The sequence below is a fragment of the uncultured Dokdonia sp. genome, from assembly GCF_947492815.1.
Taxonomy (GTDB): domain Bacteria; phylum Bacteroidota; class Bacteroidia; order Flavobacteriales; family Flavobacteriaceae; genus Dokdonia.
Genome location: NZ_CANLOB010000018.1, coordinates 81,579 through 96,182 on the forward strand (window position 1 = coordinate 81,579; position 14,604 = coordinate 96,182).

Below are 14,604 nucleotides of genomic sequence, written 5' to 3' on the forward strand. Positions count from 1 at the left end.
AATTAATTATAAAATTTCCGCTTTCGCGAAATACTATTATGAAAAAAATAATTTCAACACCAAATGCTCCTGCTCCTATCGGACCTTATAATCAAGCTGTACTTTCTGGAAATACCTTATATACATCTGGACAAATTGCCATAGACCCAAAGACAGGAAAACTTTTTGAAGGAACTATTAAAGATGAAACAACACTTGTAATGCAGAATCTAAAAGCAGTATTAGCTGCCGCTAACATGACTTTTGAAGACGTTGTAAAATCTACCATTTTTGTAAACAAGATGAATGATTTTGCAGCAGTTAACGAAGTATATGGAGCTTATTTTGATGATGCAACAGCCCCTGCTAGAGAAACTGTAGAAGTTGCAAATCTACCTAAATATGTAAATGTAGAAATCTCTGTAATTGCAATTAAATAAACTGCCTAAGGCATGCTTTAAAGTGTAAAACCCTTTAGTGATCCAATAAAGAGTTTTAAAATTCTGTAAAATAAAAAATCCCATTCATTATATTGAATGGGATTTTTTCTAACACCTAGTATACATACAAAAATGTACATATTTCTTACGATATTACATTAATAAAGAATATGATCTTTATGATGTAATACAAGTCCATCTATAGGACGTTTTAATATTTTACCTTTTATCAATCCATACTCATCTAACAACGCTACAAGCTCTTTCTCTAAATAGAAAGCGATAGAACCTACAAAATGTATAGGCACTTCTTTTGCATCTGAAAATTGGAAAATTTGATTTTCTATAAATAAAGAAAGTCCTTTTCGTATCAATTTCTGACAGTAATCATGATCTTTATTTTCTATTAAAAAACGTGCGAAGGTTGCTAAGTAGGTATTTGGATTAGGGTTCTTGTATAAATGGTTTTTTATATTTTCTGAACTTAGATCATATGCATTTCCAAACTTGGCAGACAAATCACTTGGAATATTATTGAATTTATAATCTCTCAATAATTGCCTTCCAAAGTAATTTCCACTGGCATCATCCATTAAGATATATCCTAGTGAAATTACTTTTTGTTCAATTTCGCTTCCGTTAAAGTAGCTACAATTAGAACCTGTTCCTAATATACATACAATAGCTTTTTCTGCTTGTTCTGTGTCTATAGTTGCATACAGAGCAGCATACGTGTCTTCTTTAATAATAATCTCCTGTGCTTCTTTAAAAAACTCTTCAAAGACTTCTTTTATTAGTTTTCGAGGCTTTTCTACACCACAACCAGCTCCATAAAAATAAAGACGACTTACCTCATTTCTATGTTTATATAACTCAAAATTATTTACAATACGCTCTGTTAATATTTCTTGTGATAATACTTGCGGATTTAATCCCAACGTTTGTGTTTGGAATAACATAGTACCCTCATCACTAAGGGCAATCCAATCGGTCTTGGTAGACCCGCTATCAACTACTAAAATCATAGAGTATGAATACTTATCAAATCATTTTCTTATACGAATCCACAGAGGATTCGTATAAGAAAACATCTGTTATTTATAGTTCATTTACTTTTTCGGCTAGATCAACAAGTTTATTTGAATATCCAAACTCATTATCATACCAAGAAACTAATTTGAAAAATGTTGGGCTTAATTCTATAGAAGCATCTGCATCAAAAATACTTGTGCGAGCATCACTCACAAAATCCTGAGATACAACACCTTCATCTGTATATCCTACAATTCCTTTAAGAGCTCCTCCTGCTGCATTCTTAAAAGCGGCTTTAATTTCTTCTAATGAAGTTTCTTTTTCTGTACTTACCGTTAAGTCTACTACAGAAACATCTGCTGTTGGTACTCTAAATGCCATTCCTGTTAATTTCCCATCTACTTCAGGAATTACTTTTCCTACTGCTTTTGCAGCTCCTGTTGATGTAGGAATGATATTGTTTATAGCAGATCTTCCTAATCGGTAATTTTTCTTAGAAGGACCATCTACTGTAAGTTGTGTAGAGGTTGCAGCATGAATAGTTGTCATTAATCCTTCTTTAATACCCCAATTATCATTTACAATTTTTGCAACAGGTGCCAAGCAATTTGTTGTACAAGATGCATTAGATACAATTGTATGTGCTGCGGTAAGCTTCTCGTCATTTACACCCATCACAAACATAGGAGCATCTTTAGAAGGTGCAGAAATCACTACTTTCTTTGCTCCAGATTGCAAGTGGTAATCTGCTGTTTCTAAGGTTGTAAATATTCCTGTACATTCTGCAACGACAGTAGCTCCAACTTCATCCCATTTTAAATTTTTAGGATCGCGCTCTGCGGTTACACGTATTGTTTTTCCATCTACGATAAGGTTTCCATCTTTTACAGAAACATCACCATCAAAACGTCCATGTACAGAATCATATTTTAATAGATAAGCTAGATGATCTACATCTAGTAAATCGTTAATCGCAACTACATCTACATTACTGCGTTTTACAGTTGCTCTAAAGACGATACGACCTATACGGCCAAATCCATTAATTCCTAATTTTAAATTTCCCATGTGTTTGTATTAAATTATGTGGTCATTATATCTGACACACGTATCAATTCTTTATTAATTTTTGATTCTCCTTTTATTGCTTTTTCAAGCGGGGTAAGTTCCATTCTATCATGAATAGTCCCTACCATATAATTACTTTTCCCTTCGAGAAGAGACTCAACTGCTTTTACACCCATTCTACTTGCCAGAACACGATCAAAACAAGTTGGAGACCCTCCTCGTTGCATATGTCCTAAAACAGATACACGCACATCATATTCTTCTAAATTTTGATCTACATAGTCTTTAAGTTCAAATACACTTTTTCCTATTTTATCACCTTCTGCTACGACAACAATACTGGAAGATTTGCCACTTTTTTTACTTCGCTCTAGCGATTCTACAAGTCTATCAATTCCCATATCTTCTTCTGGGATCAGAATTTCTTCGGCTCCAGCTCCTACTCCTGCATTTAATGCAATATGTCCTACATCACGCCCCATCACCTCAACAAAGAATAAACGGTCATGAGAGTGTGCCGTATCACGTATCTTATCTATCGCATCTACAGCTGTATTTAAAGCGGTGTCATATCCTAATGTTCTATCGGTACCATTAATATCATTATCAATAGTCCCGGGAATACCCATTACCGGGAAATTATATTCTGCATTAAAGACAAGTCCTCCTGTAAACGTTCCGTCTCCTCCTATGAGGACAATCGCATCAATTTCTTCTTCACGTAATTTATCATAGGCGATTTTACGGCCTTCTTTGGTCATAAAACGCTTACTTCTTGCTGATTTAAGAAATGTTCCTCCTTTATTTATAACACCTCTTACACTACGTGCATCTAGTGTTATAAAATCACCATCAATAAGTCCTTCATATCCTCTATAAACTCCTACAGCAGATATTTTATGATAGGCGCATGTACGTACTACAGATCTAATAGCAGCATTCATTCCAGGGGAGTCTCCCCCTGATGTTAAAACTGCGATTTTCTTAATATTTTGGCTCATATGGTAACAAATAAAAAATAAATTTAGGAAACTTAGCCTAGATTATTCAAGTATTTCATCCTCATTTTCGACTATTTACAATTTCAAACGTTTTCGTTTAACAACTTTTTTTCAGTCGTTTGATATTCGGGATAAAAAAGAGGAGAAAATGGCTTTTTTTGCTTTCGCGAAAGCGTACTTTTTAAGAATATCCATAATAAAGAGAGGGCAAATTTCATAATTTACCAAAATAGTAGATTTTTCTATAGGCAAATTAATAAGTTGATAATTTCATTACTTTGATACGTAATGTCATTTAGGTTTATTTTTCTAAGCAAGTACTTTATAAAAAAGAGCAAAAAAAAACACCTCAACAGAGGTGTTTTAATGAAATTATATATCATTATAGAATAATTAAGGGAACTCCGCCATGACCATCTGGAAAACTAGATTCACATTGATGTTCACAAGCTCCCATACTTGTAAAGCAACCTACAAAGTGGAAACTACACATACAAGCAAAGCCTGTATCACATAATGCACCTCCATTAATTTTTTTTAAATCTTTAGACGTTAAAACGTTTCCTAATTTTTTTAATTTTTTCATAAAAACTGTTTTTAATTAATTACTTTAAATATACATATTCAAAGCATAAAAAACTGTTAATACTCTCTTTAATAATTTGTTATAAAAAGTATATTGATATTAGTTTTTAAACGTAACGCCGTCTGGACCGATTTTTTCTGAAGTAGTTTGCTGTTGTTCTTTAAGTGTTTCTATTGCTTCTTCAGATTTTCCTTTAAATATCTTTCTGATAAGTTCTTTGAAAGAATTAAAGTCTACAGCATAGGAAAGACCTGCGCCTTGTGTATATCCTTCGGTCTCTCCAATAAATTGAATATCGGTTTGTCTATTAAATACTTTTGCTCTTAAAGCACCATTTTCACTTAATAGAAAGTCTATCTCTACGTCACCCACAATCACACTTTCACTAATACCCCCAGTAGGCACACCTACTTTTCCATTAATAAGAACTCTATTGCTAATCTGTGTAGAGAGTGTAATTCCTACACGTCCTGCAGATTGAAGATTTGGTGTATTATCTGCCTGAACAAGGTCGAGGTTTACATCAAAAATACTATCATCATCATTAAACAAGAGATCAGAAAGAAAGGAAGATGTAGTTTCAAATAAGTTATTTACCGCTCCTGCCGTAGAAATAGAAGCATTACTTAAGAAAACACCTTGAGAAACTAATGAGATTGCATTAAGCTCTCTAGCGTTTTTATCACTAAGACGATATTCTAACTCAGAAACAACGGTACTTGTCGCTGCTGGAAATTCTATATCAAATGTAATATCTGGTTTTAAAAGTTCTCCTTCTAAATTTATAATTACATCTACAGGGATTTTACGGTTTACAGATGGGTTTTCTAATAGAATACTTGGATTTGCTTCTGCTTTATATACTGCACTTATATCTAATAAAGCGCCTGCTGGATCTCCTTCCCAACGTATATTACCATCAGGTCGAAACTTAAACTCTTTTTGAAAAAGTCCTTTGTACTTAAAGTTAAAGGTTCCTTCATAGGCAATAAAATCTCCATACATATCAAACTTCCCATTGGTGTCTAACTGTATTAAAAGAGTTCCTCCTCCTCTACCTTTCAAGGTACTGCCATTTTCTTTATCTACTACAATTTCGATAAGTGCATCTGCATCTACATCTAAATCAAAATTTACAGAAAGTCCTTTTATCTCTGTAAGCTCTGACACAACTCCATTAATTCTAGCTTCTTTTTCTTCAGGGCTTAAAAAGTGTATATATGAACTATCTCCTATAGATTCTGAGTCGTCTATGGGCACATTAAATACGGTACCTTCTTCTGTCTCGGCAAAAACGTCTATCACCAAATTATCAATAGGGCCTTTAATCATAGCTTCGCCAGCTATAAATGCCGTTCCAAAATATAGAGACTCTAAATCTTCTTCGGTATCTAAAACTACCAATCTATCTGTACTAATCCCTAAATCAAGTTTCCAATCACTAAATGCATTATGAGAAATAGTTCCGTTTAAGGCACCAAGGGTTTCATACTTTACATCCTCCAATTGGATGGCATTAAAAATAAATTTCTGCTTTTCTAGGGTTACACTAGAAACACCTCTAAAATCATAGTCTGTATTTAAGTAGGGTATTTTAAGACCGCCATCTAGGACGGTTAAATCTCCATTTATATCAGGATTTTTATAATTACCCGTGATTGTAGCATTTCCATCTACAAAGCCTCTTATTCGTGTAATAACACCTTCCCCTAAAGGATCAAATGGCGCTAAATCAAAATTAGTGAGTGCTACATCTAAATCTATAGTTGCATCACTTCCATCACCTACAATGATATTTCCATTAGCCACCAAAGGAGCTCCTTCTTGATTTTCTAATTTAGATTTGATCTCATAAGAAGATAAGGAGGTATTTCCTTGGACCGTTAAATCAAATTGTCCCAATAGATAGTCATTAATTGTAAATTGATCTATTGCCACTGTAGAATTAGGATAGTATGCACCTTCCTTTTGAAGAATATCTAGTTTTCCATTAACACGACCTTGTAAGTCTAAACTATCTATAGCTGGTGTAATCTTTGCGAGATCTACATTAGTAAATTGTGCTTTAATGTCTTTATATGTACTATCTCTTACAACGCCTTTAAGATCTATTCGTTCATCCTTATGACTTAATACAATAGTCTGTATATCTATATCTTTAAAGTTGTTGTCAAAAACAATACGATTACGATTATTATTCTCCTTATTAATGTACCAACGGTTATCTTTAAAAACAACTTGAGATTTCTTAAACCCTACCACAGAATTCCCATCTTCGTTAATCGTGTGATATAATGATAAATCATAACTGTCATCATTACGTGTTCCTCCTGTAAATTCAGATTTCATAAATAACGTATCCTTTAAGGTTACATTAATTAAATTAAAATCTGAAACTGCATAAAACCCTGCATCTACACTATCGGCAGCGATATAGGTATTAAATAAAGGGTTCTTATTATCTACCTTTACTTCTATAGCTTGTGCCATATTACCAAAAGCTTCTATTCTAGGTGATTTAAATGTAAGTTTAAACTCAGAATCATCAGAAACCACACTTCCTTTGATAATCGTTTCTGGTTCAAACTCTATTTCAGGAATAAATACTTCAACAATCTTATTATTGATGGTAAAATCAAAATCCATGAATTGATTTTCTGTCAATACTTCTGGTTGATAGTTTGTATACAAACTTCCTAATGCATTTCTAAATAATGGAACTACTTCATTAAATTTAAAAACACCACTTACAGAACCATCAATAATATCTGAAGAATTAATAGCAATCGTTCTAACGTTTTTATCATCAAAAACTGACGTTATATCAAAATCTTTAAAATAGTATGTGTCATTTTTATTTTGATAAACAGCATCATAAAATGAAAGCTTCCCAAAAGCATCTTCTATGCCTGTTCCTTTCATATCCATAATTACGTTTCCTTTAAGAATGGAAACACTATCAGTAACGAAATTAAGATTTACAAGATTTGCATATGCAATATCTGCTTCAAAATCATAACTATTTATACTCTTAGAAATATCTATAAGGCCATCTACCTTTGCTTTCAGATTAGGATCATTCATAATGATTTCTCCATTAAAAACTGGGCTCTTTAAATCTCCAAAAACATTAATATCCCTGTATGTATAGTCATTATACGTAATATTATAGACAATTCCTGAAAGCTTGGTATCAAGATACTCTTGAATAAATCCTTTTCCGTTTACATCTAAATCCATTGATGTTTTACCAACTCTAGGATCATTAATAAACTTACCAAGGTTAAAATTTTCTAAATCTATATTTCCTGTATAAGTAGCTACATCGGTATTTTGATAATCTGTAAGTAACAAATCAATATATCCGTTCCCTAGGGCGGAAGTGACAACACCTTCCGTATCAAGAACGGTATTTGTAATTGTTGCAAACCCTATTAATTCTATGGTTCCCAATTTTGCCATACTACTAGGCAATGTTGAAAGTACATTGGGTAATAAAGATTTTAAATCAAAATAGGTGGTTTGTACTTCCTTATAATTTCCTTCTATTTTAAAGTCATCACCCTCAATAAGGTTTGTGAATTGTATATCTCCGTTAATAATAGAGTTATTTAATCCTTTTACTTCTAAACCTTCTGCGCTAAAATTATTAAGAACCCCCGTGACATTTCCCTGTAAAGAAAAACGCTTATCCTTAGCAAAACCGCTATAAAATGGTCTAATATCATTGGTGGAGATATCCGCTTTCGCGAAAGCGGCCTCAATAACCACCTTATGAATAAAATCAGACATCTTATCTCCCGAAGTATCTAATGCAATAGTACCCTCTAAAGCTGAAAACTCCGTCTTTAGTTTAAAATCGTTTAGATTAATCGCATTGGTATCATAATGAAAATCTCCATCTAAAGAAGAGATCCCATATCCTCTTTTAGCTTTAAACGCAAGATGATCTATATGCGCATCAATAACGTCATCTACCAACTTAAAATCATCAAGCGTTCCCTCTAATCCTCTATAGTCTATCACTACTTGATCATCCAAATCTTCATCTATATATTTGAAAACAGCATCTTCTAGTGTAATTTTAGAAGCAGTCATTACAAAAGGAGGTGCATTGGGATTCGGAATTTTAGGAACAAATTTCTTTGAAAAAATAGAAATATTATCACTCTCCTCTCCAGCATAGAACTTCAAATAAAATTTGGCACCATCTAATGCGATACTTCCTAGTTCTAGATTGCCATCTATTGCTTTTTTTGCACTCAATACACTTGTTGCCAAAGAACGTGCATAGATAAGTGTATCTTCATGATGATCTTCTATGTAAATATCTTTGAGGTTAAGATCTCCATTCCATTTCAGACCAACTTTATCAACATGAATAGAGGTTCCGTATTTTGCATTTACTTTGTTGGTTACAATAGAAGCAACTTTAGATTGTACTGCTGGTATTGAAAAGATCAATAACAAAAGCGCAAAGAATAGCAATAGATAAACTATTGTACGTACTACTATTTTTTTAAATTTCTTGATACGGCTTATTGTTTTAACTTTGTTCTTTATTTACAATATGTGTGCCTAATATGATTATGAACTCGACAAATTGTTATTTACTTGCTATTGAATCTTCTTGTGATGACACTGCAGCTGCTATATTGCACAACGACAAAGTACTCTCTAATGTTGTTGCAACTCAGGAAATACACGAACAATATGGAGGTGTGGTTCCTGAACTTGCATCTAGAGCACATCAACAAAATATTGTACCTGTGGTTACGGCTGCTTTACGGAAAGCAAATATCGATAAAAAAGAGCTAAGTGCCATAGCATTTACAAGCGGACCTGGACTAATGGGTTCTTTGTTGGTTGGAACTTCATTTGCCAAGTCACTTGCATTCGGTTTAAACATACCCCTAATTGATGTAAACCACATGCAGGCACATATCCTAGCTCATTTTATTGATGAAGAAGGATATGAAAAACCTTCTTTTCCTTTTTTAGCAATGACCATTTCCGGAGGACACACACAGATTGTACGAGTAGATAGCTACTTTCAGATGTCTGTGATAGGAGAAACAATAGATGATGCTGTGGGAGAAGCCTTTGATAAAAGTGCAAAATTACTTGGTCTTCCCTACCCTGGCGGACCTTTAGTAGATAAATGGGCTGCTAAAGGAAATCCTAAAAAATTTCCATTTACTAAACCAAAAGTAGAGGGGCTTAATTTTAGCTTTAGCGGATTAAAAACGCAAATCATGTATTTCATACAGAAACAAGTGAAGCAAAACCCAAATTTTATTGAAGAAAATATTGCAGATATCTGTGCTTCTATACAATATACGATTGTAGGGATTCTAATGGATAAACTCAAAAAAGCGGTAAAGCAAACAGGCATCACTCAAATTGCTATTGGAGGCGGTGTTTCAGCTAATAAAGGAATACGACACGCCCTTAAAGAAGCTGAAAAAAACATAGGATGGAAAACGTATTTACCTAAATTTGAATATACAACAGATAATGCTGCAATGATAGGTATTGTAGGCTATTTGAAATATACAGAAGAACTCGTTGACAAAAACAACTATATAGACACTGGAATTCAAGCACAATCACGCCTCAAAATATAAGTATGCAATTATTTTATAGCGCATCTATTACACCAACATCTGATGTATATACATTTCCTAGAGAAGAAAGTAAACATATTGTGCGTGTACTAAGAAAACAAATAGGAGATCATGTAACGATTACAAACGGTAAAGGATACTTATTTAAAGGAGAAATTATAACTAATAATCCTAATAAATGTAGTATAAAGCTACATAGTGCTGTATTTCAAGAGCCACGACCTTATAAATTACATATTGCTATTGCTCCTACAAAAGGAAATGATCGTTTTGAGTGGTTCTTAGAAAAATCTACAGAAATTGGGATTACTGAAATCACACCTATTTTATGTGATCATAGCGAACGTAAACAAATAAAGGAAGAACGCTTTAATAAAATATTACAAAGTGCAATGAAGCAATCACTTCAAACACATCTTCCAATATTACATCCATTAACTAGTTTTAAAGATTTTCTAAAATCAAACACTCATACTTCATTTTCTGGTATTGCTCATTGTGAAGAATCAGAAAAATCACCCCTTACAAAAGAATTGACCGATTCAAAGGATATTCTAATTCTAATAGGTCCTGAGGGAGATTTTTCAATAAGCGAGATACAACAAGCGATTGATCTTGGATTTACACAAATAAGTCTTGGCGACAGTAGACTTCGTACAGAAACTGCTGGTATTATTGCCTGTCATAGTATTGCTTTTCTACATCAATAAGGTGTAAAGATTACGTTTCTGGATAAAAAATACATCAAATCCGCACTTAAACTAATCAATTTTCTTACAAATTATCCCTTTTTATTTTGTGAATCTTATTTATAGTTGTTTATTTACGACCTTATTCCCTTAAACAGGAACAAAGGCCCAACTTACTGATAGTGAATAATCTAGATGAAATTAAGGAATTTTATCAAATACGTTGTGCCTTACATCCCCGCTTTAGTTAGCATATTGGGATGCATTATCATTGTGTATGGTCTTCATGTTTGGACTCCTAAACAAACACTCTCTCAAGATAAGGTTGATACTATTTTATTTATTTTATGTATCGTAAGTATTCTGCTAGTTATTGTACTTTTTGTATTCATACTAAATAAAACCAATCAAATTCGTTTTAGTAGTAATACACTCAGTTCCGAGTTAAATACATTAACTCAAAAAATGCATCATTTTAGAAATATCATAGATATTTTAGTTCGCTCTGACGTATGGAATACAGGGCTTAAAGAATACATAGATAAAGAGTTTGGAGATCTTAACTTCTTTACAATGAAAGAATTTTACAAAGGTCGATCTAAATTGGCATTAGAGTATATCGAAGAAAATAATAGATATGGAGATTCTGAAAATTTATATTTAGAAGCAAAATCTCTATTATTAAATGATCCTTCAAAAAGTAAAGTAGAAACTTTTTCAAACCCTCGAAACTATTCTCCTCGTATACTTAAGAAGTGGTTAGAGCATAAATGTGGTTCTGGTATCTGGTACTATTTTGGTTATAAATATGCGTCTTATAAAGATGAACTTGATGTAAACCGTATCTTCGAGAGGCATCAAGAAAAAATTCTAAGCTACGCGGTTCAATTAGACACCCATCGTTATCAAGATATGGGTTTTAGTGAAGACTTACTATCTAAATTAGGAGAACAGATGTCTGAAGAGGTTATTCCTAGACTATTCAGTATTACAATCCAATCACAACAACGTATTCCTAAGATTATAAACTTTGCATTTATTTTACTTATACTCCTTACTACGTTAGGAGTATTTCTACCCATAAGCATTTTATTGTTTCAACTCCCGATGTTCTTTAGTTTTATATCCATAGGATTTGTATGTAGTATCTTATTATTTATGACATTATCCATCTATCCATTTGTCATAAAAGAAATAAATACAAGCAGATAGTTTCTACAAAACGTTATATATGTAAGATTAACAATACATAAACGTCTCAACCTTTCTAATCTGCTGGCAAATAAGTAACTTTGCGACTTTTGGTAAATTTATGACACAAACAGAAGAAATCATTGAAGTTTACGGAGCAAGAGCACATAATCTTAAAGATATTGATGTAATTATTCCTAGAGAAAAACTTGTAGTGATTACTGGACTTTCAGGAAGTGGAAAAAGCTCCTTAGCTTTTGATACGATATACGCAGAAGGACAACGAAGGTACATTGAGACTTTTTCTGCATATGCACGTCAGTTCCTAGGTGGACTAGAACGTCCTGATGTTGACAGAATTCAAGGTCTTTCGCCTGTAATTGCTATAGAACAAAAAACAACAAGTAAAAGTCCAAGATCTACCGTAGGAACTATTACTGAAATTTATGATTTCTTACGCTTACTATATGCCAGAGCTAGTGATGCTTATAGTTATAATACTGGTGAAAAAATGGTAAGCTATACAGATGATCAAATAAAAGATTTGATTATTGATAGCTTTCATGGAAAACGCATTAATATTTTAGCTCCCATTGTACGCTCTCGTAAAGGACATTATAGAGAGCTTTTTGAACAAATTGCTAAACAAGGTTTCGTAAAAGTACGTGTAGATGGAGAGATCAGAGATATTGTAAAAGGAATGAAAATTGATCGCTATAAAACACATGATATAGAGATCGTAATAGACCGTCTAGCCATTCAAGCTGGTACTGATGATGATAAACGCTTACGCGAAAGCATAAACACCGCTATGTACCATGGTGATGATGTGTTGATGGTTTTAGAACAAGACACGGAAGAAGTACGCTACTTTAGTAGAAACTTAATGTGTCCGTCTACAGGAATATCGTATCCAAATCCAGAGCCAAATAACTTCTCTTTCAATTCACCCAAAGGCGCATGTCCTAAATGCAATGGAATTGGAGAACTTTACGAAGTAAATGTAGATAAGATTATTCCAGACAAAAAGAAATCTATTCAAAATGGAGGATTAGAACCCCATGGACCTCATAAAAACAATTGGATCTTTAAACAATTACAACTCATTGCAGATCGATTTGATTTTAAACTCACCGATCCCATAGAAAAGATTCCTAAAGAAGCGCTCGAGTTTATTTTTTATGGAGGAAATGAAAAGTTTTCGATACAATCTAAAGAACTAGGAGTCACGCGTGATTATAAGATAGATTTTGAAGGTGTAGCCAATTTTATAGAAAACACATTTAATAGTAGCGAATCAACCTCCCTTAAAAGATGGGCAAAAGGATATATGGATAAAATTTCTTGTCCAGAATGTAAAGGATCAAGGTTACGTAAAGAATCATTATTCTTTAAAGTTGAAAACCAAAGCATCTCAGAGCTTGCTCACATGGATATTCTAGAGTTGCAAGAATGGTTTGAGCAGTTAGAAAAAAAATTATCCGAAAAGCAACTTAAAATTGCTTCTGAAATTATTAAAGAAATAAAAACCAGAATTCAATTTTTAGTAGACGTAGGACTCACCTATCTGTCATTACATCGCAACTCTAAATCACTTTCAGGAGGAGAAGCGCAACGTATTCGTTTAGCTACTCAAATAGGCTCACAATTAGTAGGTGTTCTTTATATACTTGATGAACCAAGTATAGGATTACATCAACGCGATAATCAAAAACTAATTAACTCTTTAATTTCATTAAGAGATATAGGAAACTCTGTTATTGTAGTAGAACATGACAAAGATATGATTGAGCGAGCTGATCATGTTATAGATATCGGTCCTAGAGCTGGCAAATATGGAGGTGAAATCATTAGTGAAGGGACGCCAGATGAATTATTACACCATAGTACACTTACAGCACAATACCTTAACGGAGAAAAAGAAATTACAGTTCCTAAAAAACGTAGAGAAGGTAACGGAAAAAAAATAGAACTTAAAGGTGCTACTGGAAATAACCTTAAAAATGTAAATATATCTATTCCTCTAGGAAAGATGATCGCTGTAACGGGTGTTTCAGGAAGTGGAAAATCTACACTCATCAATGAAACTCTCTATCCTATTATGAATGCGCATTACTTTAATGGCGTAAAAAAACCAATGCCATACAAAAGTATTAAGGGATTAGAACACTGTGATAAAGTAATAGATATTAATCAATCACCCATAGGAAGAACTCCTCGTTCTAATCCTGCTACATATACAGGTGCTTTTAGCGAAATAAGAGCATTATTTGCAAAGACTCCAGAAGCACTTATTCGTGGTTATAAACCTGGTCGTTTTAGTTTTAATGTAACTGGAGGACGATGTGAAACCTGTAAAGGTGGTGGATTACGAGTAATAGAAATGAATTTCCTTCCAGATGTATACGTAGAATGTGAAACATGTCAAGGAAAACGTTTTAATAGAGAGACTTTAGAAATACGTTATAAAGGAAAATCGATTGCTGACGTATTAGAAATGACTATACGAGAAGCTACAGATTTCTTTGAACATATTCCAAAGATTTATAGAAAGCTTAAAACTATAAAAGACGTAGGCTTAGGATATATTACGTTAGGACAACAATCTACCACACTTTCTGGAGGAGAAGCACAACGCATCAAACTTGCCACTGAATTAAGTAAAAGAGATACTGGAAATACTTTTTATATTTTAGATGAACCAACTACTGGATTGCATTTTGAAGATATACGTGTCTTAATGGAAGTATTAAATAGATTGGTCAATAAGGGAAATACGATCTTGATTATAGAACATAATCTAGATGTTGTAAAAATGGCCGACCACATTATTGATATAGGATATGAAGGAGGAAAAGGCGGCGGAGAAGTTGTCGCAAAAGGAACTCCTGAACAACTTATCAAAAACAAAAAGAGCTATACTGCTCAGTTTTTAAAAAAAGAAATGAATCAAACAGTGACTACATAAAAGTTGCTTAAAAAATAACATAC

At 33.1% G+C, this 14,604-nt stretch carries 10 protein-coding genes; 5 read left to right on the plus strand and 5 right to left on the minus strand.

The window, feature by feature from the left end:
- Positions 1-38 precede the first annotated feature (38 nt).
- Positions 39-419 (plus strand): RidA family protein, encoded by a 381-nt coding sequence (locus tag Q1A01_RS15700; RefSeq protein ID WP_299682907.1) that lies wholly within the window; start codon positions 39-41, stop codon positions 417-419.
- A 158-nt stretch (positions 420-577) separates the two neighbouring features.
- Here Q1A01_RS15700 and Q1A01_RS15705 read toward each other — a convergent pair whose 3' ends face one another.
- The 5 genes from Q1A01_RS15705 to Q1A01_RS15725 all read right to left on the minus strand — a co-directional run bounded on the left by Q1A01_RS15705 (position 578) and on the right by Q1A01_RS15725 (position 8,570).
- A complete protein-coding gene (locus tag Q1A01_RS15705) occupies positions 578-1,444 on the minus strand; it encodes an N-acetylglucosamine kinase (protein WP_299682909.1) in 867 nt (288 codons plus the stop codon).
- 73 nt (positions 1,445-1,517) lie between these two features.
- Positions 1,518-2,519: a type I glyceraldehyde-3-phosphate dehydrogenase gene (gap, locus tag Q1A01_RS15710; protein WP_299682911.1), complete on the minus strand. Its 1,002-nt coding sequence runs from the start codon at positions 2,517-2,519 to the stop codon at positions 1,518-1,520.
- A gap of 14 nt (positions 2,520-2,533) precedes the next feature.
- Complete coding sequence (pfkA, locus tag Q1A01_RS15715) at positions 2,534-3,520, minus strand: 6-phosphofructokinase (RefSeq protein ID WP_299682913.1); 987 nt, start codon at positions 3,518-3,520, stop codon at positions 2,534-2,536.
- 382 nt (positions 3,521-3,902) lie between these two features.
- A complete protein-coding gene (locus Q1A01_RS15720) occupies positions 3,903-4,106 on the minus strand; it encodes a hypothetical protein (protein WP_299682915.1) in 204 nt (67 codons plus the stop codon).
- A 99-nt stretch (positions 4,107-4,205) separates the two neighbouring features.
- Positions 4,206-8,570 carry a translocation/assembly module TamB domain-containing protein gene (locus tag Q1A01_RS15725; protein ID WP_299682917.1) on the minus strand — a complete coding sequence of 1,455 codons (4,365 nt, stop codon included), beginning with the start codon at positions 8,568-8,570 and terminating at the stop codon, positions 4,206-4,208.
- Between the two features lie 125 nt (positions 8,571-8,695).
- Here Q1A01_RS15725 and tsaD point away from each other — a divergent pair, with 125 nt between their 5' ends.
- The 4 genes from tsaD to uvrA all read left to right on the plus strand — a co-directional run bounded on the left by tsaD (position 8,696) and on the right by uvrA (position 14,581).
- Positions 8,696-9,733, plus strand: a complete 1,038-nt coding sequence (gene tsaD, locus Q1A01_RS15730; protein ID WP_299682919.1) for a tRNA (adenosine(37)-N6)-threonylcarbamoyltransferase complex transferase subunit TsaD — start codon at positions 8,696-8,698, stop codon at positions 9,731-9,733.
- A 2-nt stretch (positions 9,734-9,735) separates the two neighbouring features.
- A complete protein-coding gene (locus tag Q1A01_RS15735; protein ID WP_299682921.1) occupies positions 9,736-10,443 on the plus strand; it encodes a 16S rRNA (uracil(1498)-N(3))-methyltransferase in 708 nt (235 codons plus the stop codon).
- Positions 10,444-10,647: 204 nt separating this feature from the next.
- Positions 10,648-11,634 (plus strand): hypothetical protein, encoded by a 987-nt coding sequence (locus tag Q1A01_RS15740; RefSeq protein WP_299682923.1) that lies wholly within the window; start codon positions 10,648-10,650, stop codon positions 11,632-11,634.
- 100 nt (positions 11,635-11,734) lie between these two features.
- The gene (gene uvrA, locus Q1A01_RS15745) at positions 11,735-14,581 is read left to right on the plus strand and encodes an excinuclease ABC subunit UvrA (protein WP_299682925.1); all 2,847 of its coding nucleotides are present in this window, start codon (positions 11,735-11,737) and stop codon (positions 14,579-14,581) included.
- Positions 14,582-14,604 lie beyond the last annotated feature (23 nt).

Coding starts and splice junctions, on each gene's coding strand:
- Q1A01_RS15700 (WP_299682907.1), top strand. CDS start 39: ATGAAAAAAATAATTTCAACACCAAATGCTCCTGCTCCTATCGGACCT.
- Q1A01_RS15705 (WP_299682909.1), bottom strand. CDS start 1,444: ATGATTTTAGTAGTTGATAGCGGGTCTACCAAGACCGATTGGATTGCC.
- gap (WP_299682911.1), bottom strand. CDS start 2,519: ATGGGAAATTTAAAATTAGGAATTAATGGATTTGGCCGTATAGGTCGT.
- pfkA (WP_299682913.1), bottom strand. CDS start 3,520: ATGAGCCAAAATATTAAGAAAATCGCAGTTTTAACATCAGGGGGAGAC.
- Q1A01_RS15720 (WP_299682915.1), bottom strand. CDS start 4,106: ATGAAAAAATTAAAAAAATTAGGAAACGTTTTAACGTCTAAAGATTTA.
- tsaD (WP_299682919.1), top strand. CDS start 8,696: ATGAACTCGACAAATTGTTATTTACTTGCTATTGAATCTTCTTGTGAT.
- Q1A01_RS15735 (WP_299682921.1), top strand. CDS start 9,736: ATGCAATTATTTTATAGCGCATCTATTACACCAACATCTGATGTATAT.
- uvrA (WP_299682925.1), top strand. CDS start 11,735: ATGACACAAACAGAAGAAATCATTGAAGTTTACGGAGCAAGAGCACAT.